The following is a 19,934-nucleotide window of genomic DNA, read 5'->3' as shown; positions in this document are numbered from 1 at the left end:
CCGGAAAAGAGCCGTATGCCGGATCTCCGATGATTGGGCGAGTCGTTGGCGTGAGCGCTGGCCGCTGCCCTACACTCGTAGACACCATGCGGGTTCCCAAGTAATTGATGGGGTCATGCGACTCCTTCTCGAACGGGGTAGAGGGCTTGTATGGCGGGAGACCCCCTCGGCTGGCAGGCATGCAGGGGGTTTTCTTATGCCTTTCTACGTTCCGGTCAACGACAGCTGCTCGGACGCTGCCGGCTTCGGCAGGTCGTAGCCCAGGTCGATCAGTGCAAAGTGCAACAGGCGCCACAGGCGGCGCGTAATGCTTGTCTCGTGGTTGTGCACCGGAGCGAGAACGCTCGCCGCAAGTTGCGGTCCGGGGGTTCCCCAGATGTACTTCTTGCCCTTGCTCTTGTCGTAACCGTCGATGGGGCCATGGCCCGGCGGAACGACTCTGATTCCAATCTCGAGTAGCACTTCGACTGTCTCGCCAGGCTTGTACTCGTGTGTCCTGCCGAAGTGTTCGGCGGCACTCACCAGATCCGCTGGCAAGGAGGCGCCGACCTTGGTGCCGTTCTTTGCCGGTCGTCCGCGGGTCGACGGGGTTCTGCTCATGGCGTAGATAGTTCCTCGAGATTGGAAGTAGGGGCGCCTGACACGCCGAAAGTTTTGCAGAAAAACCCGCGACGCCCTCGATCGCGCAGGTAGCCGCGCTTCGGATGACCAAGCCGCCGGTCCTCGAAACGATACTGGTAAAAGTTGAAAGATGCTGCCCTGCACAGTATTTCGGGTTGACATCACGCGGCGCGTTACGCCCTTGGTTCACAGTCGACACTGGCAGCACGGGGAGGCTCATCGGTTCGAGTTCGGTCATGTCAATCGCCTTGGAGGGAGTGGAGACGGAATATGTACTGGTCACTGGAGATGCGTGAGCTGAGTTGTGGTCCATACGGGCTGTTTCTGTGTGGTGATGAGGCTGATAACGGTCATCGTGATGGGCGGTTTGCCCGGGGCGGTGATGGTCAAGGTGGTGGCGGTCTTGCGTTGCCATCGGGCGTCGGTGTCGACGGGGTGTTGCTCTGCGCCGATAGCGGTTTGGGCTGTGACGGTGGCTTTTTCGTCCATCCATGTTTGCCAGGTGGGGCGGGGGATCGGGTAGGGCTTGTAGTCCTCGCCGCCGCGCACGCTGAACAGCGGCGCGGCGCGGTGGGCGGCGGTTTCGGGGCCGGTCTCGCCGCGCTCGGGATGCCAGTCGAAGACGGCTTGCACGGCGGCGACGGCGACCGCGGCGGGGTCGTTGCGGTCCAGCGCATTCCACGGTGAGGGCAACGGCGGCAGGGTGGCGATGCTGGCGCCGGACGGGACGCCGGTGCCGGTGCCGTCGTGTTCGCCGTAGGTGTTCGTGTGAGAGCTCGAGCAGGCAGCGGCCGCGGCGGTGAGCGCCACGGCGGCCAGGCGGCGCGCGTGGCGGGGTGCGTGCGGGCGGGTGGTGCTCATCGGGCCCCCTGGGGCAGTGCGGCGGCGGGTGCCGGTGCGGTCGTGGTTGTGGTTGTCGCGGTGGGGCTTTGGGCGAATCGTCGGATGCCGATGAGCGTTTCGCCGGCGCTCACCGGTGCCTCGGTGACGTTTTGGCCCTCGGTCGGCGCGTGCACCATTTGGGCGACTCCGCCGGAGGTGCCGGTGTAGACGCCGACATGGGTTGCATCCGCACCTGATCCGAAGAACACCAGGTCGCCTGGTTGGGCTTGGCTGATGTCGGTGACGGCCTGGCCCTGCTGGAGCTGGCCGGACTGGGTGCTGTCGCCGGTGAAGTGGGGCAGGGTTTGGCCGGAGCCGACGTAGACGGCGTAGAGGGTGAGTCCGCTGCAGTCGAATCCGCCGTTGGTGGGGCCGTTGGTGTCTCCGCCGCCCCAGACGTAGGGGCGACCGATCTGGCTGCGGGCGGCCGCGACGATAGCGTTGCCGTTTCCGGTGCCGGAGTTGCCGTTTCCGGTGTTGCAGTTGCCTGCGCCGCCGATGGCGGCGTGCCCGGCCAGGCGCGCGAACAACGCGCGGGCCTCGGCTTCGCGATCACCGTATTTGCCGCGCAAGTCTTCTCGGGGTTTCTGGACGTCCGCGGCGGCTTCGGTGAGGGTCTTGTTTTGCCAGCTCGTCGCGAGCAGGCGTTTGTAGAACTCGGTGGCGGCGCGTTGGGGTCCATGATCTCGGCCACGCTGCCGTATCCCATGCCGGCCTGCTGCTGCATGATTCCGATGCTCAGTCCGTCGCCGGGGGCCACGGCGTCGTGGGCGTAGTTGAGGGATTCGGGGACGGCGTTGCTGGCGAGGTTGCGCAGTTCGGATTCGACCAGGCCCACGGCGAGGGCGATGACGATCGCGTCGTCGGCTGCGCCGAGAGACTGGCCGACGGCGATGACGGTGGAAGCGTTGCGGTCCTGGGCGGTGCCGGTGGCGGCGGCCTGCTGATTGGCGTTCTGGTTGGGTGTGGTGGTCGTGCCGGTTTGACCGTTTTTGATGCGATCGAGGATCGCGGTGGGGTCGATGCGGGTGCCGCCGGTGAGGCGGTTGCCTTCGGCGATCTCGAAATGCAGATGGGGGCCCGAGGATTCGCCCGCATTGCCCGAGCTGGCGATCACATCGCCGGATTTGACCTGCTCACCGACGGTCACATGCACCCCGCCCTTGTTGATGTGCCCGTAGACGCTGCTCATTTCCTTGCCGTCGATGGTGTGGGACAACACGACCCAGCCGCCGAACCCTTGGACTCCTTCGTCCTGGGCGGCGATGACGGTTCCGTCGGCGAGGGCGTGGATCGGGGTGCCCTCGGGCACACCGAAATCCACGCCGTAGTGAAATCCCCCGTCGCGGGGTCCGTATCCGCTGGTGATCGGGGTGGATACGTCGACCGGGTAGGACAGGCCGCCGACCGAGACACTGGGACTCTGGCCGCAGTTGTTCTTGTTCTTGTCGGTGGCCTTGCTGCATTGGGCAAGGACCAGCAGCAGAAGCAAGATCGTGATGAGGATGGCCCGCCGGTACCGGTAGAGCCGATGACCGCTGTCACGCCGGGTTACTCGCGCTCTGAGCGCAGGGTAGCGGACGTTCTGCACCGCACCAGGTTCCGACCGCCAGCGTCCCGCACTGGCCGGATCGGTCAGCGCGGTATGCGGCTTGAGCGTGCGTTGCCGAACATCATCGGGCCGAGCGAGATCGGAGATCGAACTGCCCGCAGGGGTTATGCCTGATGCTTGAGGATGTAGCCGGCCGCATCGCCCACGGTCTTGAGGTTCTTCACGTCCTCGTCGGGAATCTTTACGTCGAAGCGTTCCTCCGCCGCGACAACTACTTCAACCATCGAGAGCGCATCGACGTCGAGGTCATCGGTGAAGGACTTGTCGAGTTGAACATCCTCGACCGGGATTCCTGCTACCTCGTTGACGATCTCAGCCAGCCCTTCGAGAATTTGCTCCTGTGTGTGCGCCATGACCGTCCCCGTCCGTCAGGTTGAGTGCTTCAGTGCCTGCTCAATGGTGACGGACGTGACGCGCCGACACACCGAATTGCTCTCGAACATCCCGCAATCGGCAATGCCACGTCTGTCCGCGCCGGATAGCCTCAGTCAACTGATCTTCCAGCGGACCACGCTGGCCGGTTCGGTCAGCGCGGTATGCGGCAATTACAGGACGTCAGAGTCAGCGGGGAGACGGCTTCGGCCTTCACTTTGTGTGCCCGGAGGGGGCGTCGACCACTGCACTCCGTACCGTCCACCGACCCACTGTCCCAACTGGTCGGTCAGAGTTGCGTGTGCCCGGAGCCGGTGAGGATGATCAGCGGCATCATCAGAGCGCCGAGAATATCGTTTCCGGTGCACTGGGCCGAGGCGCTGGAGCTGCCGGTCGGCTGGCTGCCGCAGTTCTGCACCGTCATGGACTTGGTCGACGAGCCCTGCGTGGCGGTGAGACTGTAGACGCCTTCGGGAAGCTTCGAGCGATAGACGTACTGGATGATCCCGGTGCCGGCCGTGGATCCGGCTTGCGGGGTGAAGGTGCCGACATTCTGCCCGTCCAAGGTGACCGTGACCGGTGCCAGGGCGTCCGCGCCGCTGGTGGTCACCAAGATCGTGCAGGTATTGCCTGCCCCTTCGCATCCGCCGATGCCGGTGTCGACTTGTGTCAGATTCACATTGTCGACCGTGGCCGACGCCGATGCCGCCGCGACGACCGGTATCGCCAGCATGGCCACCGTGACGGCGGCCCAACTCATTTGCCTCATCTGTACTTTCCCGTTGGAGTAGTCGTTGCTGGCACCTGAGTGCCGCTCCGACAGTAACCGCGTAGCGGGGCCCCGCGCCTACAAATTGAAAAGCTGATACTTCAATATGCCCCTGCGCTTCGCATGCGCGTCATGGTGGCTTCTTCATGCGCCGGCGAGCAACTGGACGCCGGGAGCGGCTTCCACAGAGTCGGCTCTGGGCGTGGTGCCCTCGAAGAGGCTGGTGGTCCCGTCGGTGGCGTAGCGCTGGGCGGCGGTGACGTCCACCGGCTGCGGCGCGCTCGCGGCCGAATCGCTTGGTAGCCAGCGGTAAACTGTTACTGACGTCTTCGGCGGTACCAAACGACGTCTTGTCCGGTCCGGTCGATGCTGCAGCTGTCGGCCAGCCCGAATGCGCGTTCTTTTCGGAACGCATCATGAACTTCACCGAGGAGCGAATCGGGTGCCGCAAAGTTGATTCGGTACGCGACGCACCCGCAGACCCGGTCCGGTAACTCGGCAGCGCAGCCTAGTACCCGGACGTCGTAAAGCTCGTTGTAAGGAAGCAAAATGTCTAGCAAGACCATCAAAACCCTAGCCGCGACTGTTATTGCCGCGCCCCTGCTCGTTCTCGTCGCGCCCGCGGCCACTGCCGATTCGACTACCGCGGCGCCTCCGTCGCCCTCCGCCACTCCGGTCGACGGATCGTTCGGATCAGCTACGTGGTGCATCCCCCTCGGCAGTGTCGTCTGGTGCATCTGAGTGAACGTCTGAGAACTCCGGTGTTGGGTGCGTGACGCTCGAGATTTGAATGAACCCAGGTAGAGCAGTGATTGCAGAGATCAATTGGTGTACCGGGAGTTCATTATCGTGTGTTGCTGGGTGGTCGTCGTGCCCGACTTGTGGTATCACGTGGCCGGCCAGCAGATTCGAACGGTGGAGTCGCGCATCCTGCTGGAAGCAATCCTGACACCTGCCACATCACATAATCGGCAGTAGCGGACGTTCTGCACCGCACCAGGTTCCGGCCGCCGGCGCACCGCGTTGGCCGGTTCGGTCAGTGCGGTATGCGGCAATTGAGGACGTTTCTGCGGCGCATCGGTCAGCTCTGATTAGAGCTGGCGTTTGTGTGCGGGGTGGAGTCTCGGGATGGCGAACCGGCAGATCTCTTCGGTAGCGTCGATATTCTGCGCGGTGGGTCCGATGGGGATGAGGTGGAACTTGGGTGGAGTGCTGCCGGGCCAGGTGTGTCCCGCGCCGTCCACTGCCCAAGCGCTCACCGTGGTGTCCGCGACGCCGCCGGTGAATCGATGCTGTTGCGTGGTGAAGGATCCAGGGCGGTCAGGTTCGGCCGGGTGTGTGGTCGACGTGACGTCGTTGCATCCGTTTGCGGCGCACCAATAGTTCGCGGCGTCCTGTTGTGACAGGAGTTGAAATGTGCGGCGTTGTCCGCGAAGTGTGTGGCGTGAGCGGTGGATGCCCTCGATCGGGACGATCGGGTCAGCGGTGCCGTTGATCATCAGGACCGAAACCGCGTGAGTGGGTTTCAGCTCCCGGAGGCTGCCCGGCATGGCACTTGCTACTGCGGCGAGTGCTGTGATCTGGTCACCGGCCTGCACCGCTAGGCGGTGCCCCATGAATGCACCCGCCGACAAACCGGCCACGATTGTTCGATCGGCCGCCGTACCGTGCCGCTGTGCCGACCAATCGATAACGGCACGAAGGAAATCGACATCCTCCTCGCCGTCGGTGCCCACATCGTCGCCACGTCGGCCGTCGGCCCAATTACGGCGGTACCCGTCCGGGTAGGCGACGGCGAAACCCCATTCGTCGGCTTTGGCGTCGAATCCGGTCATCTGCCGCATCATCTGCCCGCTACCGCCGCGGCCATGCAGCGCTAGCAGCAACGGCACCTCCTCCGCGTCGGCGCTACGGTTCGGAAGGCGCACAGTGAAGACTCGCCTTCGCCCCCTGATCCGCAACTCGACTCGAATTCCGTCGCCACGTCCGGCCATGGTTCCCCTCCGCGATTCCGCACACCGAATGTCTTTGGTGCTGCTGGATTTTCGACCACGAGCCTAGCGCGGCGACCTGGATGACCAGGATCGAGAATCGCACCACTCTGCCCGTCAACTGACCACAGCAGCCGACGAAGAAGTGCTTGCTCATCGGCCAGTAGAGAACGTTCCGCGGGCTTCGGATCGGCACGGCCAGTTGATCTTCCGATGCCCACGCGGGCCGGTTCAGTCAGCGCGGTATGCGGCACGAGCGGATGTTCAGTCGACGGTTTCGCGTTCTGCAAGGAATCGATCGAGCAGCTCGAACAGCACTTCGAGGATCCGGATTTCCTGCTCGGGACTGAGATCTGTGACGAAGTCCCACTCGGGCAGCGCGATCTGCTTGATCAAGCCAGGCCAGGCGAAGCTGCTCTGGCGACGAAGGTGATTGGCGAGAAGCCAGTCGCGAAAGCCATCCAGTCCTGGACCGCCCGACCGACGCGCGGCGTAGTCGTAACCGTCGAGGAAGCACGTCACGCCACGAACACTTGTGAAGCCGATGAATATGCCTGGGCGTGCCGCGAACTGTCGGAGGTATTCACGTTCGGTAAGGCTGTTCGGGTCCATCGGCTTCGGCTCGATCTCTCGTGCTCGCCGGGCGAAGTGAGTATCGAGGTCCATGGGTTTCTCCATCCCGCGAGTTCACCATGTCGACGGCGACCGTGGATACGTGAGATCTCGACAGTGCCAGTCCCGCTCGGACGCAACGCACCGAACTCGGCAATTGCGGACGTTCCGCCGGCCTCGGATCGGCACGGCCAGTTGATCTTCCGATGCTCCGCGCCGGCGACCGGTCCGGACTGCGCGATCAGCGGCATGAGGGTGTGTTCGTTCCATGGCCAGCCGCTGTTGGTTCCAGCTTCTTCTGTCGGTGTGCTGTCGGTGGCCTGTCAGCGCTGCCCGCCAATGTCGATCCCAGCACGAAGATTCCGCCCCGGCGGACAGGGAGAAAGGTCGCCACGATGTCGAACATGGGCTTGAACGCACTGGTCAGCGAGTTCATCGAAACCAGCGGGGTACCCGGCGTGGTCGCCGGGGTGTATCACGCGGGACAGCAGCAAGTGGTGGCGCACGGGGTGACCAACGTGGTCACCGGCGAGCCGATGCGGGAACAGACAGGGTTCCTGCTCGGATCGATCACCAAGGTGCTCACCACGACTCTGGTCATGCAGCAGGTGGAGCAGGGCCGCATCGACCTGGACGAGCGGGTCGTCACCTATCTGCCGGAGTTCGGTCTCACCGTCCCGGGCGCGCAGGACATCCGTATTCGGCATCTGCTCAACCACACCAACGGTATCGACGCCGATCTGTACTTCCCCGACACCGACGGTCGGGAGGCACTGCGTATCGCGGTCGAGGGCATGGCCGAACAGGTCGGCACGCTGTTCGCGCCCGGCGAGCACATCAGCTACTCCAACGGCGGCATGATCGTCGCCGGCCGCGTGCTCGAGGTAGTGACCGCACTGCCGTATCACGAACTGCTGCAACGGAATCTGTTCGTCCCGGCCGGTATGACCGGCACCGCCACCAGTCCCGCGCAGGCGATCCTGCGCAGCACCGCCATCGGCCACTTCCCCACCCAGGATGGTGCGCGCCGCACAGAGCTGTTCAAACTGCCTGACACCTGGGGCCCGGCCGGGTCCTCGGCCATCGCCGGGATCGGTGATCTGCTGGCCTTCGGCCGCACTCACCTCGACGGCGGTATCGCGCCCTCGGGCGCGCGGGTGCTTTCCCAGGAGTCGGTGACGCGGATGCAGACCGTCACCCATTCCAATGGCAGCCGCCACATTCCACCGATCGGCCTGGGCTGGCTGCTCATGCCCTTCGGCGACATCGAGGTCCTGTCGCACTCGGGAGCCTCGCCGGGCGGAGTCGCTGTGCTGGTCGCGGTGCCCGGCCACGACCTGGTCTTCGCCGCCTACGGCAACGACGCCCGCGCCATGGCACTGTTCGACCGAATCCTGTTGTCGCTGTTGCGAGATCGCCTGGGCGCTACGGTCCCCGACCTGATCACCACCACGGTCGAGCCAGTGGACCTCAACCGCTACGAGGGCACCTACCGCTCCAACCAGCTGCGCATCGACGTCCGCGCGGTGGACGGCACGCTGGAGGAAACCACCACCTACGAACCGGCCGACAACGAACAGTCCCGCATCTTCACCGCATTCGTCGGCGGATCGATCCCCGCCGTGACCCGCCGGTTCCTCCCCGTCGGCAAAGACCTGTTCGCGCCCGCCGGTCTGCCACTGGAGATGTTCACCGGCTACTCCCGCCAACTACTGGTGTCCTACCACGACTTCCGCGACGGCCGCGCACAGTACCGCTCAGCCGGAGGCCGCATGACCCGCCGTGCCACCGAGTAACCCCGACAGGCGTTCGGCCCAGCCCACGATCGGGCTCTCACGATGATGGCGCAGTGGACCGGCCGCAGCTCGGCCGGTCCAAACGGCCATATACGCGGCATAGCGGATACTTCACCTGGGTATAGCTAGCCGGGTTTCGGTTACGTCTTGGAGGCCGCACTTATTGTCTTCTGTGGCGTGTCGACGGATCTCGAATCCGATGTCGAAATGCTGATAACTGACGGAGGCGATTTCGCGCGGAAGGGGCGTTGGGGGCAGCAGCGCGGGGCCGGAGGCCGTGGGTGCGCTCAGCCTGCGCCCATGTAGCGCAGCACCGCGAGTACCCGGCGGTGGTCGGAATCAGCCTGCGGCAGGTCGAGTTTGGTGAGGATGTTGTTGATGTGCTTGGCCACGGCACGCTCGCTCACAAACAACTGAGCTGCTATGCCGGCGTTGGAGCGGCCGCTGGCCATCAGTTCCAGCACTTCACGCTCGCGGGGGGTGAGCCGATCGAGCGGGTGACGATCGCGACGCACCAGCAGCTGCGCCACCACTTCGGGATCGAGGGCTGTGCCACCGGCGGCGACGCGGCGCAGCGCCTCGCCGAACTCTTCGACATCGGCGACGCGTTGTTTGAGCAGGTAGCCGACACCGCTGGTCTGTGTCGCGAGAAGCTCTGAGGCATAACGCTCTTCGACGTACTGCGACAGCAGCATCACGGCCGTGCCGGGCCGGTCGCGTCTGATGGTGAGCGCGGCCCGCACACCTTCGTCCCGGAAGCCCGGCGGCATCCGGACATCGACGACGGCCAGGTCGGGCCGATACTGGTCGACAGCAGCGAGTAGGGCTTGCGCGTCGGCTACCTCGGCCACGACGTCGAATCCGGCGAGCCGCAGCACCTGCACCACCCCGACCCGCAGCAGGACCGAGTCCTCGGCGATCACCGCCCGCATGGCAGCTCCGCGACGAGCCGGGTCGGCCCGCCGACCGGGCTGGTCATCTCGAAACGACCGTCGACCGAGGCGACACGACGCGCCAGCCCAGTCAGCCCGGTACCGGCGGTCGCGTCGGCGCCGCCGAGACCGTTGTCGGACACCGTGATCCGAAGTCGGTCGCCCGTGCTGTCGACAGTCACCTCGGCCTCGGTGGCGCGAGCGTGCTTGATCACGTTGGTGAGCGCCTCCGAGATGATGAAATAGGCGATGGCCTCGACGGGGGCGGGTGGACGTACCGGGAGCCGCACCGCCAGTCGGACCGGTATCGGAGCCTCGCTGGCGATTCCCGACAGTGCCGCGTCCAGGCCGCGATCCTCGAGCACCGCGGGATGTAGGCCGCGGACCAGGTGGCTGAGTTCGGCGATGGTCTGTTTGGTCTGATCGTGGGCATCCTCGATCACCTTGCGTGCCGAATCGGGGAGATCGGTGAGCGTGGCCCGAGCGATACCGAGATTGACCGCCAGCGACACCAACCGCTGCTGGACACCGTCGTGCAGATCGCGTTCGATCCGGCGGCGTTCAGCATTAGCCGCATCCACCACGCCCGCCCGGCTCTCGGCTAGATCCGCGACCCGGCGCGCGAGGAGTTCTTCGCGGCCTGGCCCCAGCAGTGTTCGGGCGGTCCACCCGTCGACGCGCAGCAGCACGGGAGTCGCCCAGGCCAGGACGAACACCGCGGCGCCCGCCGTCATCGTCCAGGCCACCGCGTAGTTGACCATGCCGAGCCGCCAGCCGACCGGCACCAGCCACATCCAGATCAACACCGTGCCCGCCACGATTGCGACCAGCCACGACAGTGCCAGCACGATGCCGGCGCAGACCTGCAGCGGTCCGACGATCAGGTGATACACCAGTTGCCGCGCCCGGGTCGCCGACCACAGGACCCGTTCGTCACGGGGCACGGGAATCGCGGTGCCCCTCAAGCGGAATCGGTTGCGCTGCGCAGTGGTCAGTAGCGGCGTGGCGAGTACCACTGCGGTGGTCGGCGCGATCATCAGGACGGCTGTCACCGGCGGCAAGGTGGTCGGAATCCACCGCCACGGCAGGATCACAACGATCATCATCCCGGCCTGGATCAATGCGCCCACCGTCGCGCATGCGGCCTGCCGGTGCGTGATCCCGAACAGCCGTCGTGCCCGCGCGCTCAGGCGCAACGACATCGGCATACGTCCACGGTAGAGGGTCGGCGAGGCGGCGGGCCAGCACACACGCATGCCTGTACGGGGTGTCACTAGCACCACCATGAAGACGCACAGTCGCGCTACCGACTGTGCGGGCTCCCGCTTCGAAACTGGTTACGCACCGATGAAACCGACGCGGAGAACCGACAACTATGCACAGACCCCGACGGAAACTGCTGCGGTCGAAGCGATTCCACCGTCAGCTCGTGTCCCGGCCTGGGATTGTCAGTGCGGCAACGCTGGTCGCCGCGGGCCTGGTGCTGTTGCCCTGGCTGTTCGTCCAAGCCGCGACGCTACCGTCGGTAGCCGCCGCACAGCATTGGTCTGCCGCCTGGGTGGGCCTGGACAGCCTCGAGGCGATCGGACTGGTGAGTACCGGGCTGCTGGTCCGGCAGGGCGCCCGGCGCCGTCGGCCGGCGGCCGCGGCGACAGCGGCGCTGCTGATCGTCGACGCCTGGTTCGACACCGTCACCGCCGTCCCGGGAAGCGATCTCGCTGTCGCCCTGGTAATGGCCGTGCTCGGAGAAGTGCCGCTGGCGCTGCTGTGCGCGGCAACTGCCCTGCGGGCCGACCACACGCCCACGGCTCCGGCATGTGCGCACTCCTGAAACCCACCCGAAATCCGGTGAAGAACTTCGCATTACACGACTGGAGACAACCATGACCATGAAACACCCGATCGCGTCCGCTGCAGCTTGGACACTGGGCGCCTGCGCGGTTGCGGCTGCGGCGACACTGTGGTTCGGCGACCGGGCGCCGTTCCCGTACGGTCAGCGCTGGATGCTCGACATCCCGCTGCCCCTACTGACTCCCAGGCGGCTGGACGCTCTGCTGCAGCCGCGCGCTGGCGAGCGCGTCCTCGAGATCGGGCCGGGCACCGGGTTGCAGTCGCTGCATGTCGCGCCCCAACTGGGGGCGGGCGGGCGATTGGACGTTCTCGACATCCAGCCGTCGATGCTCGACCACGTCAGGCGCCGAGCCGAAGCCCGATCGATCACGAATATCGTTGCCACCCAGGGGGATGCGCGGAACCTCCCGTTTCCGGATAACACCTTCGACGCCGTGTATCTGATAACGGCGCTCGGCGAGGTCCCCGAACCGGAGCGGGTCCTGCGGGAAACCGCGCGGGTACTGACCCCTGCCGGGCGCCTGGTAGTGGGCGAATTCTTCGATCCGCACTGGATCCCGTTCCAGCGGCTGCACGCCCTGGCCGACTCCAGCGGGCTGCACCTCACGGCACGGACCGGACCGACCGTCGCCTATCTCGCGCGGTTCCAGTCCTGCGCAGGCCATGCGCTGACCGTCAACACACGTGAGCAAATTGCTGCGGCGCTGTGAACAAGGTTCGGTCGGCCGTGCCAGGCAGAGCCTGCCCGGGCCAGCCGGATATTTGCCAGGGATGCTGCTCGCCGCGAGATAGTCGGCCCGTTTCCAGGTAGGCCAAGGGATTACCGCGCCCCGCCTGGCCGCCATCGCCCGCACATCGGCAATGGCGGATGTTCCGCCGGCCTCGGATCGGCACGGCCAGTTGATCTTTCGATGCTCCGCGCTGGCAGGTTCGGTCGGCGCGGTATGCGGCATAGAAAGACGTTTTGTGCTTCGGGTGTCTGGACGTGGGGAACGTCCTCCTGATGCGCTTGTCGGGCTTGGTGTCCCATCGCAGGAGGAGGACGTTCGCCAGAATAGTGCGTTCGGTGAGCGGCGCACACCAGGATTCGTGGTGTTCTCTTTGCGGGCCGAAATTGGGTTCGCGATGTACCCGACCAGACTGCGATGGTGACGGCATGTCAGAGGACGTGATGATGGAGCCGCCGTCGGCCGACAGGAAGTGGACCGCCGGGTCGATTCGACTGGCGAGCTGCACGGTCAGCGCGAGGGAGATCTCAGCTCGTCTGGGGATCGTGGCGGACAAGGAGTTCGAGCGAGGCAGCCTGATGAGTCCTCGAAATCCCGCCAGTGCTCGACGGAAGAACAGCGCCTGGATCCGGCGCAGTGGACTCGCCAACGACAGCGACCTCGCCGACCATGTCCGGGTGCTGGTCGGACTGTTGGACGGGTGTCGTGAGGAGTTGGCTCGCTTGTCCGTCGACTGCCGAACAGAGCTGTTTCTCGGCTTCGGCAGCGAGAACGGTCAGGGCGGCTGCGCACTGCCTGCCGACTTGCTTGCCGATGTCGCCGGGTTGGGGCTCGATATCGTGCTCGACCTCTATCCGCCTGGGGCGGTGGACGACTGGTGAGATCGGACTGCGATTGGGTGCAGGCTCGCGTCGGTATGCAGCCGGGCGGCTCTGTGACCGCGGCCGCTCCAGTGCACACGAATCGGCAGTAGCAGACGTTCCGCCGGCGTCGGATGGCCACGGCCAGTTGATCTTCCGATGCCCCGCGCTGGCCGGTTCGGTCAGCGCGGTATGCGGCATTTCAGGGCGCTCTTCCGGCTCGATGTAGCGGTTTTGTGGTTGTCGAGGAAACACCATCTGCGGGCCTGGTGGATCATGTGCGCGTGGACGTGGCTCAAATCAGTGCCCGCGCTGAGGAACTCTCGATGAGATTCGGCGTGCAGCCGCCACGAGTCGAAACAGGTAGGGTGCCCGCGTGGTTCGGGGGCGGCGTGTGGCCGCGTCTGATGCGAGGACCGCACGGGGAGTACCCGGTGATCGTGGTCGGATCCGCGTTCGATGGGCTTTCGTGGGCGGGGCGTGAGGGCGCTCTGGCTTCGGCACTGGCGGTTCTGGACCTCCTCAAGGCCGGACGGCGCACGTTCCAGACGGCGGTTGTAGTTATCCCCCTGCTGATGACTCTGCTGCTCATGTTCATCCAGATGCACTACGGCATATCGCCGTTGCAGTCGATCCCGCTGGCCACGATCAGCGCGTTGACCTACCTGCTCGGCGCATGTGGTGTGTGGAGCCGAGTCATCATTTACCGAATGGACCGCAGGGTCACGCAAGTGATGGGCCGACCAGTCATCGATGGAATCTTCGAAGGTGACCGCCGGGACCGAACGCAGAGCCGGGGTGTCCGTCGCGCTGTTCTCGTCATGTTCTCGCCCAGCGTGTCGAGGCGTGTGAAACGTCTGAATGCGAGCGCTCCATCGGATGCTGCGCCCCATCAGTGAACCGCTCGGCCTCGGTCGCCCACTCGTCCTGGAATCGCCACATAATCGGCATGTGCGGGTGGTTGAGATGTCATGTGGCTCAGGCCATATAGGCCGCAAGGATGTAGTTCGGATGCCGATCGAGATTCGTGCGAGCGCGGTCGTAGCGCATGGTGGTGCGTGGGTCGGCGTGGCGGGCGGCGATCTGGACATCGCGCAGGTCCACTCCGGCGTCGAGCATCGTTGTGACGAAGGTGTGCCGCAGCATGTGCGGATGCAGCTTCGGCAGCCGCACCACCGACACCTCCGCCAGGAGCCGCAGGCGACGCGTCGCACAGTGGCGGTCCATGCGCCGGCCACGCAAGTTCAGCAGGATCGGGCCGCGGACCCGGTCCGCGACGGCGCGGTCGATGGCGCGCCCGACCGCAGGCGGCAGCGGCACCAGCGCGATCTTCGAACCCTTGCCGACCGTGCGCAGGACACGGTGGCCGTGTTCCTCCCCGAGGTCGGTCGCATCGCAGCGACAAGCCTCACTGATCCGCAAGCCGAGGAGTCCGAGCATGGCGACCAGCGCGAAGTCCGGTGGGTTGTCGGAGTCTCGTGCCGCGCACAGCAGTTCCTCGAACGGTAGATGCGAAAGCCCGAGTGTCGGTGACTCGTTCGACACTCGGGGCCGGCGCACGTACTCCGCGGGTGAGCGGTCCAGGACACCGTCGATGACGCAGGTGCGGTAGAAGCCCGCGACGACGGATAGGCGGCGGGCGACCGTGGCGGGTTGAAACGGCGGACTTCCTGCATCCACCGCGTGTACCGTTCGACCTCGGTCCGTGCGACCGCGAGCGGGGTCAGCTGGTGGTCGGTACACCAGTAGAAGTACAGGCGCAGATCGGATTTGGTGTGGATGCGCGATACCGCGGAGAAGCGGGCGAGGTAGGCGAGGGCGGCCAGCCGATGTTTCCTCGACAACCACAAAACCGGTGTGCTGTCGGTGGCCTCACGCTGTTCGCGCCCGGCGGGCGAAGGTGACATCGAGATCGGGAGAGGGAGCCATCCTTCACGATGCCGCTGTCTCGGCGAACCGCCCGAGCAGACGCGCGGGTCGCGGCAATAGCGGATGTTCTGTGGGGCAGTCGATCTCGACTTGCCGATCGCTCGCCCGAGGGCCTGTGTGGGCGTGGGGACTGCTGGCTTCGTCATCATTCCAACGAACTGGCAGAGCTTGCCGAAAAATTGACCGAAGACATACGGGTGGGTGTTTGGGAGTATGTCGTGGGCGGTCTTGCGGGGGTCGACACAATCGCGGGGGCGTCGAAGCGGCAGTGCCCGCCGCGGAAAGAGATTCGTGCACCGCCACGGGGAAGCAGTCAGGTTGATATGAGCGAAGAGCCGACCACCATTGAACTCGACGACGCTGTCCTTACCGGACCGCCCAAGACCCTGGCCGGCGGCCTGGTCAAAGCCGTGCGGCCACGCCAGTGGGTGAAGAACGTCCTGGTGCTGGCCGCACCGCTGGCCGCAGGCACAATTCCGGGTACCGACACCTTCGTCCTGTCCGACCTCACCCGCGACCTGCATATCGGTATCGCTTTCGTGGTGTTCTGTTTGGCGGCCTCGGGCATCTATCTGGTCAACGACTCGCTCGACGTGGAGGCAGACCGAGCGCATCCGACCAAACGCTGCCGGCCGATCGCTGCCGGTGTCGTCCCGGTGAATCTGGCGTACGCACTGTCGGTGGTGCTACTGGGCGCCTCGATCCTGATCTCATTCGTGGCCGCGTGGCAGTTGGCAGCGGTGATGGCGGTTTACATCGGTGTCCAGCTCGCCTACTGCTTCGGGCTCAAGCATCAGGCGGTTCTCGACATCTGCATCGTGTCGTCGGGCTTCGTGCTGCGCACGGTCGCTGGTGGTGCGGCGGCGAACATTCATCTGTCGCAATGGTTCCTGTTGATCGCGGCCTCCGGCTCGCTTTTCATGGCTGCGGGCAAGCGCTACGCCGAGTTGAGGATCGCGCTCGACACCGGCGCGAAGATTCGCAAGTCGCTGCAGTACTACACGCCCACCTACCTGCGTTTCATCTGGACCTTGTCCGGTACTGCGGCCGTGGTCTTCTACGGGCTGTGGGCGTTCGAGGCCGATCACAAGAACAACCCGTGGTTCGCAATCTCGATGATTCCCTTCACGATCAGCGTCCTGCGTTACGCGGTCGACGTCGATGGAGGCGAGGCCGGTGAACCCGAAGAGATCGTGCTGGGCGACCGCACTCTGCAGCTACTAGCCGGGGCGTGTCTCGCAGCAGTCGGTGTGGCTGTCTATCTCACCTGAGCGGACACACGCGCTGCCAACCTCATCATGATCGGACCCCTCAGGTCTAGCTCCACACCGACGACCTGAAATCGGCAGTGCCGGACGTTCGGCTCGGCCCCGATCGCAACCGTCGGTTGATCTTCGGCTGCCCGCCCCTGGCCGGTTCGGTCAGCGCGGCTCGCGGCAGAAGCGGATTCGCTGAAGGCGATTGCCTAGCCGAAACTGCGGGCCGATCCGGCGACCACGATGAACCCGTGGTACCGATCGTGCTGCTGCGGTGATCCGAGGCCGACGATCATCAGCTCATACCGACGGTACGGTCGGTTGATCTTCGGCAGCGCCTGGGTGTGCGTTGCGTGGTGGCGGTAGGGTTCGGCGATCAATCCCGGGAGGATCAACGTATGACGCAGCTTCAGCATCGGATCGACGAAATGACCGACGACTCGGGATTTCTCGGTCTTGTCGACCCACACGCGTACACGTCGTTCGTGGGCGAGGACTGGACCTTGGAGAGGCTGTTCGAGCGCGTCGAATCACAGATGCAGCAGCGGACGATGCTGCTGTGGGGGACCGGCGGCGAGGAGCAGTGGCGGATCGACCTGTCGGATTCGCCGGTGGATCCGGGGCTGCCGATCATCAGGCAAATCGCCGGGCCCATCACCGTGACGCGTGGTGAGCTGGTCGTCGTCAATCTGGACACGGTCACCATGGCTGCCCAGTTCGCGGACTCCACCGTGGGCGACGACAAGGATATCTACGGATCCAGTCTCGAACTCCCCAACGGCGACTACATCTGCACTATCAGCCAACTCACCGATCCCGAAGAGGATCGGATCCATGAAGGCCCCGACTTCCACCTCCAGCTCCAGGCCGGACAGACCTCGCCATGGTTCGGGGTCCCATGGTCCGAACTATGACGCTCCGACAGAACACACGGCATTCGGCTAGCGGACGTTCTGCCGGCCGCGGATCGGCACGGCCAGTTGATCTTCCGGTGCCACGCGCTGGCCTGTTCGGTCAGCGCGGTATGCGGCATAGAGGAAATCGCCTAGGAAGATGATTGGCGGTGGCGACCATCGGGATCAGATCAGATGGATCTGATGACGGGGCCGAGGCGGCTAGGGATTGGCTCGTCGGAAGCCTCTGCGTTCGGATCTTGCGATGACCAGGCCAGGGTTTCGGCTGTGTAGTTCCGCGGCGATGTCGTCCAGCGATATTGGGCGCAGCCAGCGCTCCGAGATGGTAAGCGGGTAGCCGACCGCGATCTTGCCTGTCGGGCCGTATATCCATCTGGGCCAACGGCTTTCGGTGAGTTTCGGGCTGGGCTCGACTAGTTCGATGGCCAGATACCTTGCGCCATGGGCTGTGATCAGATGGATACGCGATATCGCAGCCCACGGGATTCGACCGAATGGGCCGAACGCCACCCCCTGATCGTCGACTGCCATATCGGGTGAGGGACGGATGATGTGGTGCAGTCCGAGGAAAAGAGCAAGGGTTCCCAGGACGATCGGCGCCACCACGGGAAACGTCAGCGGCGAGTCGGTGGTTGTGGTCGTCACGAGTAGCAACCAGCCGCCCGCGATCCCTATCACGCCCAGCGACAAGATCTCTACCCAACGGACCCAAGAAGATTGAAAGATCCTCGGTGGTGTTGGTACTTCCTGATGCTGGTCCACGATCCTGGATCGTAGCGGTCGTCGGTCGAGCAGGCCGAGGTCAGCGTGAACATCGTGCGGGAAACGGGGATCGCGCGAGATGCGCTCAATTCGGCAGTAGCGGACGTTCCACCAGCCTCGGATCGGCACGGCCAGTTGATCTTCCGATGCCCCGCGCTGGCCGGTTCGGTCAGCGCGGTATGGCCGGGTAGGCCGGGCGCATTAATGCGCCCGGCCCCCCTCAGAACCGGACGTGCACACAATAGAGTGCGATGCGTGAGCGGCTGGAGGCGTATCCAGACAGGATCTCCGTGGTAACCCACTGTCGGACAGCCGGTTTAGTATGCCGCCGTGGGTTCCATCATGAACGTGTATCTGGTTGACATCGCCACCGTCGAGGCCGCAATCGGGTCGAAGGACGATGCTCTGCTCGAAGCGATTACGAAGCACTGGCAGGACACCGAGGATGAAGACGACCGCGACTGCGGCTGCGGCGATATCAAACTCGATGCCAGGAGCGCGTTACGCGCTGTCATCAACGGCGGTCCCTACGACGAGGACTGCGGGTACGCCTATCTGGAAGCGTGCGAGAGCATCTGTGCGCACTTCGGTGAAGGCATCGATCAGGAAGTCTTCCACCACTCCTTCCAACGAACACTCGACGAAGCATTCGGGGAGTTGGGCATGTGGGACGAGGGCAGGATCGAGCTGCTCTACAGCTTCAGGGAAGAGCACGGACTTCCCGACCCGGAGGGGGCAGACGGCGGTTCGTGGAGCAAGGAATACTGCGCCGAGGAGCTGGAACTGTGGGACAACTCGGACCCCGCTGTGCGGGCCACATTGGGTGAGTATGTACTCCGGGACGTGGAGTCACGTGTCAGTTGGATGCGCGCGTCGAAGGCTGCCGGCAAAGACATCATGGTGTTCTGGGCGGGCTGACGATCGGCAGCCATCGAAGTATCAACTCGCTATCCCGACGGTTACGCGACACCCAGCGTGATCAGATCCGGGAACAGGCACTCGCTACCGCGCACATGCCCGCGACCAGCGTGACCAGCTTCGGCGCCGGGTTCACCGACCCGGGCCTGATCCGCAGCGAGCCGATGGCGATTTTCTCGGCCAACAGCCTGGTCAGCGGTCTGCTCGGCCAGCGTCAGCACCGGGACCAGCCCCGCGCACGACATGAGTTCATTGTCATCGAACCTCGTCCACTCCTCGGCGGAGTTGTGGAACAATCGCACTGAAAGTGTCTTCCAGATCCGGTCCTGATTGTTGTGTGATCACTCTAATCATCCGAGGTCAGAAGGCACTTTCTTTTTTCGGCACGCGCAATCCACCGATTTCGCAGTGGATCGAGACCAAGCGCATCTGAACGCCGCTGACCGGTACTGCTCGATGTCCGCGCCTAACAGAAACGGAGTTACGGCTATGGCATGGCAATGGAGTGATCAGGGCACCCCACCCGGGCACAAGGTCGATCCGGACACGATCGCGACCGCCACCTATCAGAACAACCCGTACGTGTTCGTGCGCGCCAGTGATGCACATCTGTGGACTAACTGGTGGGACGGCAAATCCTGGAACTGGAGCGACCAGGGCACCCCACCCGGTCGCACCGTCGATCCGGACACGATCGCGACCGCCACTTACCAGAACAACCCATACGTATTCGTGCGCGCCAATGATGCACATCTGTGGACTAACTGGTGGGACGGCAAATCCTGGAACTGGAGCGACCAGGGCACCCCACCCGGTCGCACCGTCGATCCGAACACGATCGCGACCGCCACCTACCAGAACAACCCATACGTATTCGTGCGCGCCAATGATGGGCATCTGTGGACTAACTGGTGGGACGGCAAATCCTGGAACTGGAGCGACCAGGGCACCCCACCCGGACACACGGTCGATCCGAACACGATCGCGACCGCCACCTATCAAGGCAATCCGTACGTGTTCGTGCGCGCCAGTGGTGGGCATCTGTGGACTAACTGGTGGGACGGCAAATCCTGGAACTGGAGCGACCAGGGCACCCCACCCGGACACACGGTCGATCCGAACACGATCG

The 19,934-nt window shown here is 64.6% G+C and carries 21 protein-coding genes and 2 pseudogenes; 9 read left to right on the top strand and 14 right to left on the bottom strand.

Annotated elements, in window-relative coordinates; all coding sequences use genetic code 11:
- Positions 1-204 precede the first annotated feature (204 nt).
- From ABZ909_RS38055 to ABZ909_RS38020, 8 genes and pseudogenes are all read right to left on the bottom strand, one after another.
- Entirely contained in the window at positions 205-600 is a 396-nt protein-coding gene (locus ABZ909_RS38055; RefSeq protein ID WP_357010132.1) for a hypothetical protein, read from the bottom strand.
- 300 nt (positions 601-900) lie between these two features.
- Positions 901-1,482: a hypothetical protein gene (locus tag ABZ909_RS38050; protein ID WP_357010130.1), complete on the bottom strand. Its 582-nt coding sequence runs from the start codon at positions 1,480-1,482 to the stop codon at positions 901-903.
- Positions 1,479-2,075 (bottom strand): C40 family peptidase, encoded by a 597-nt coding sequence (locus tag ABZ909_RS38045; protein ID WP_357010127.1) that lies wholly within the window; start codon positions 2,073-2,075, stop codon positions 1,479-1,481. The genes ABZ909_RS38050 and ABZ909_RS38045 overlap by 4 nt, the downstream gene beginning before the upstream one ends.
- A gap of 536 nt (positions 2,076-2,611) precedes the next feature.
- Positions 2,612-2,815, bottom strand: a pseudogene (locus tag ABZ909_RS38040) (peptidoglycan DD-metalloendopeptidase family protein); the annotation flags it as partial.
- Positions 2,816-3,219: 404 nt separating this feature from the next.
- Positions 3,220-3,468, bottom strand: coding sequence for an acyl carrier protein (locus tag ABZ909_RS38035; RefSeq protein WP_357010124.1), 249 nt, complete (start codon positions 3,466-3,468; stop codon positions 3,220-3,222).
- Between the two features lie 308 nt (positions 3,469-3,776).
- Positions 3,777-4,247, bottom strand: a complete 471-nt coding sequence (locus tag ABZ909_RS38030) for a hypothetical protein (RefSeq protein WP_040863499.1) — start codon at positions 4,245-4,247, stop codon at positions 3,777-3,779.
- 1,100 nt (positions 4,248-5,347) lie between these two features.
- Positions 5,348-6,250, bottom strand: coding sequence for a PHB depolymerase family esterase (locus ABZ909_RS38025; RefSeq protein WP_357010121.1), 903 nt, complete (start codon positions 6,248-6,250; stop codon positions 5,348-5,350).
- A 261-nt stretch (positions 6,251-6,511) separates the two neighbouring features.
- Positions 6,512-6,913 carry a hypothetical protein gene (locus tag ABZ909_RS38020; protein WP_357010119.1) on the bottom strand — a complete coding sequence of 134 codons (402 nt, stop codon included), beginning with the start codon at positions 6,911-6,913 and terminating at the stop codon, positions 6,512-6,514.
- 350 nt (positions 6,914-7,263) lie between these two features.
- On the opposite strand from ABZ909_RS38020, the gene ABZ909_RS38015 reads away from it, so the two are divergent.
- Complete coding sequence (locus ABZ909_RS38015) at positions 7,264-8,655, top strand: serine hydrolase domain-containing protein (RefSeq protein ID WP_357010117.1); 1,392 nt, start codon at positions 7,264-7,266, stop codon at positions 8,653-8,655.
- 287 nt (positions 8,656-8,942) lie between these two features.
- Here ABZ909_RS38015 and ABZ909_RS38010 read toward each other — a convergent pair whose 3' ends face one another.
- Both ABZ909_RS38010 and ABZ909_RS38005 read right to left on the bottom strand, forming a co-directional pair.
- Complete coding sequence (locus ABZ909_RS38010) at positions 8,943-9,587, bottom strand: response regulator transcription factor (protein WP_357010115.1); 645 nt, start codon at positions 9,585-9,587, stop codon at positions 8,943-8,945.
- Positions 9,575-10,795, bottom strand: coding sequence for a sensor histidine kinase (locus tag ABZ909_RS38005; protein ID WP_357010113.1), 1,221 nt, complete (start codon positions 10,793-10,795; stop codon positions 9,575-9,577). Before ABZ909_RS38005 ends, ABZ909_RS38010 begins: the two co-directional genes overlap by 13 nt.
- A gap of 221 nt (positions 10,796-11,016) precedes the next feature.
- On the opposite strand from ABZ909_RS38005, the gene ABZ909_RS38000 reads away from it, so the two are divergent.
- From ABZ909_RS38000 to ABZ909_RS37985, 4 genes are all read left to right on the top strand, one after another.
- Positions 11,017-11,418, top strand: a complete 402-nt coding sequence (locus ABZ909_RS38000; RefSeq protein WP_357010110.1) for a hypothetical protein — start codon at positions 11,017-11,019, stop codon at positions 11,416-11,418.
- A 172-nt stretch (positions 11,419-11,590) separates the two neighbouring features.
- A complete protein-coding gene (locus ABZ909_RS37995; RefSeq protein WP_357010108.1) occupies positions 11,591-12,148 on the top strand; it encodes a methyltransferase domain-containing protein in 558 nt (185 codons plus the stop codon).
- A gap of 446 nt (positions 12,149-12,594) precedes the next feature.
- Entirely contained in the window at positions 12,595-13,047 is a 453-nt protein-coding gene (locus ABZ909_RS37990) for a DUF4279 domain-containing protein (protein ID WP_357010105.1), read from the top strand.
- 413 nt (positions 13,048-13,460) lie between these two features.
- Positions 13,461-13,925 (top strand): hypothetical protein, encoded by a 465-nt coding sequence (locus ABZ909_RS37985; protein WP_357010103.1) that lies wholly within the window; start codon positions 13,461-13,463, stop codon positions 13,923-13,925.
- 79 nt (positions 13,926-14,004) lie between these two features.
- Here ABZ909_RS37985 and ABZ909_RS37980 read toward each other — a convergent pair whose 3' ends face one another.
- Positions 14,005-14,706, bottom strand: a complete 702-nt coding sequence (locus tag ABZ909_RS37980; RefSeq protein WP_357010100.1) for a tyrosine-type recombinase/integrase — start codon at positions 14,704-14,706, stop codon at positions 14,005-14,007.
- A gap of 572 nt (positions 14,707-15,278) precedes the next feature.
- On the opposite strand from ABZ909_RS37980, the gene ABZ909_RS37975 reads away from it, so the two are divergent.
- Entirely contained in the window at positions 15,279-16,226 is a 948-nt protein-coding gene (locus ABZ909_RS37975; protein ID WP_357010186.1) for a decaprenyl-phosphate phosphoribosyltransferase, read from the top strand.
- Positions 16,227-16,420: 194 nt separating this feature from the next.
- Here ABZ909_RS37975 and ABZ909_RS37970 read toward each other — a convergent pair whose 3' ends face one another.
- Complete coding sequence (locus ABZ909_RS37970) at positions 16,421-16,627, bottom strand: hypothetical protein (RefSeq protein WP_357010097.1); 207 nt, start codon at positions 16,625-16,627, stop codon at positions 16,421-16,423.
- On the opposite strand from ABZ909_RS37970, the gene ABZ909_RS37965 reads away from it, so the two are divergent.
- Positions 16,610-17,125, top strand: a complete 516-nt coding sequence (locus ABZ909_RS37965; protein ID WP_357010094.1) for a hypothetical protein — start codon at positions 16,610-16,612, stop codon at positions 17,123-17,125. The two genes, ABZ909_RS37970 and ABZ909_RS37965, sit on opposite strands and share 18 nt — an antisense overlap.
- Before the next feature lie 201 nt (positions 17,126-17,326).
- Here the strand turns inward: ABZ909_RS37965 and ABZ909_RS37960 are convergent, their stop codons facing one another.
- Positions 17,327-17,887, bottom strand: coding sequence for a hypothetical protein (locus tag ABZ909_RS37960; RefSeq protein ID WP_357010091.1), 561 nt, complete (start codon positions 17,885-17,887; stop codon positions 17,327-17,329).
- Positions 17,888-18,217: 330 nt separating this feature from the next.
- On the opposite strand from ABZ909_RS37960, the gene ABZ909_RS37955 reads away from it, so the two are divergent.
- Positions 18,218-18,805: a hypothetical protein gene (locus ABZ909_RS37955; RefSeq protein WP_357010089.1), complete on the top strand. Its 588-nt coding sequence runs from the start codon at positions 18,218-18,220 to the stop codon at positions 18,803-18,805.
- 82 nt (positions 18,806-18,887) lie between these two features.
- On the opposite strand, the pseudogene ABZ909_RS37950 reads toward ABZ909_RS37955, so the two are convergent.
- Positions 18,888-19,050: pseudogene (locus ABZ909_RS37950) on the bottom strand (IS1380 family transposase); the annotation flags it as partial.
- Between the two features lie 244 nt (positions 19,051-19,294).
- On the opposite strand from ABZ909_RS37950, the gene ABZ909_RS37945 reads away from it, so the two are divergent.
- A partial coding sequence (locus ABZ909_RS37945; RefSeq protein WP_357010086.1) for a hypothetical protein occupies positions 19,295-19,934 on the top strand: 640 nt, incomplete at its 3' end.

It is taken from the genome of Nocardia sp. NPDC046763 (genome assembly GCF_040645495.1).
Taxonomy (GTDB): Bacteria; Actinomycetota; Actinomycetes; order Mycobacteriales; family Mycobacteriaceae; genus Nocardia.
Note: the sequence above shows the minus strand (reverse complement) of the source record. Positions and strands in the feature narration are given on the sequence as shown.

Excerpts from the sequence above, each read along its gene's own strand:
- ABZ909_RS37970 (WP_357010097.1), bottom strand. The coding sequence starts at position 16,627 with ATGCTGAAGCTGCGTCATACGTTGATCCTCCCGGGATTGATCGCCGAA.
- ABZ909_RS37995 (WP_357010108.1), top strand. The coding sequence starts at position 11,591 with ATGCTCGACATCCCGCTGCCCCTACTGACTCCCAGGCGGCTGGACGCT.
- ABZ909_RS38055 (WP_357010132.1), bottom strand. The coding sequence starts at position 600 with ATGAGCAGAACCCCGTCGACCCGCGGACGACCGGCAAAGAACGGCACC.
- ABZ909_RS38005 (WP_357010113.1), bottom strand. The coding sequence starts at position 10,795 with ATGCCGATGTCGTTGCGCCTGAGCGCGCGGGCACGACGGCTGTTCGGG.
- ABZ909_RS37975 (WP_357010186.1), top strand. The coding sequence starts at position 15,279 with ATGAGCGAAGAGCCGACCACCATTGAACTCGACGACGCTGTCCTTACC.
- ABZ909_RS38010 (WP_357010115.1), bottom strand. The coding sequence starts at position 9,587 with ATGCGGGCGGTGATCGCCGAGGACTCGGTCCTGCTGCGGGTCGGGGTG.
- ABZ909_RS38025 (WP_357010121.1), bottom strand. The coding sequence starts at position 6,250 with ATGGCCGGACGTGGCGACGGAATTCGAGTCGAGTTGCGGATCAGGGGG.
- ABZ909_RS38030 (WP_040863499.1), bottom strand. The coding sequence starts at position 4,247 with ATGAGTTGGGCCGCCGTCACGGTGGCCATGCTGGCGATACCGGTCGTC.
- ABZ909_RS38015 (WP_357010117.1), top strand. The coding sequence starts at position 7,264 with ATGGGCTTGAACGCACTGGTCAGCGAGTTCATCGAAACCAGCGGGGTA.
- ABZ909_RS38050 (WP_357010130.1), bottom strand. The coding sequence starts at position 1,482 with ATGAGCACCACCCGCCCGCACGCACCCCGCCACGCGCGCCGCCTGGCC.
- ABZ909_RS38020 (WP_357010119.1), bottom strand. The coding sequence starts at position 6,913 with ATGGACCTCGATACTCACTTCGCCCGGCGAGCACGAGAGATCGAGCCG.
- ABZ909_RS37990 (WP_357010105.1), top strand. The coding sequence starts at position 12,595 with ATGTCAGAGGACGTGATGATGGAGCCGCCGTCGGCCGACAGGAAGTGG.
- ABZ909_RS38035 (WP_357010124.1), bottom strand. The coding sequence starts at position 3,468 with ATGGCGCACACACAGGAGCAAATTCTCGAAGGGCTGGCTGAGATCGTC.
- ABZ909_RS37965 (WP_357010094.1), top strand. The coding sequence starts at position 16,610 with ATGACGCAGCTTCAGCATCGGATCGACGAAATGACCGACGACTCGGGA.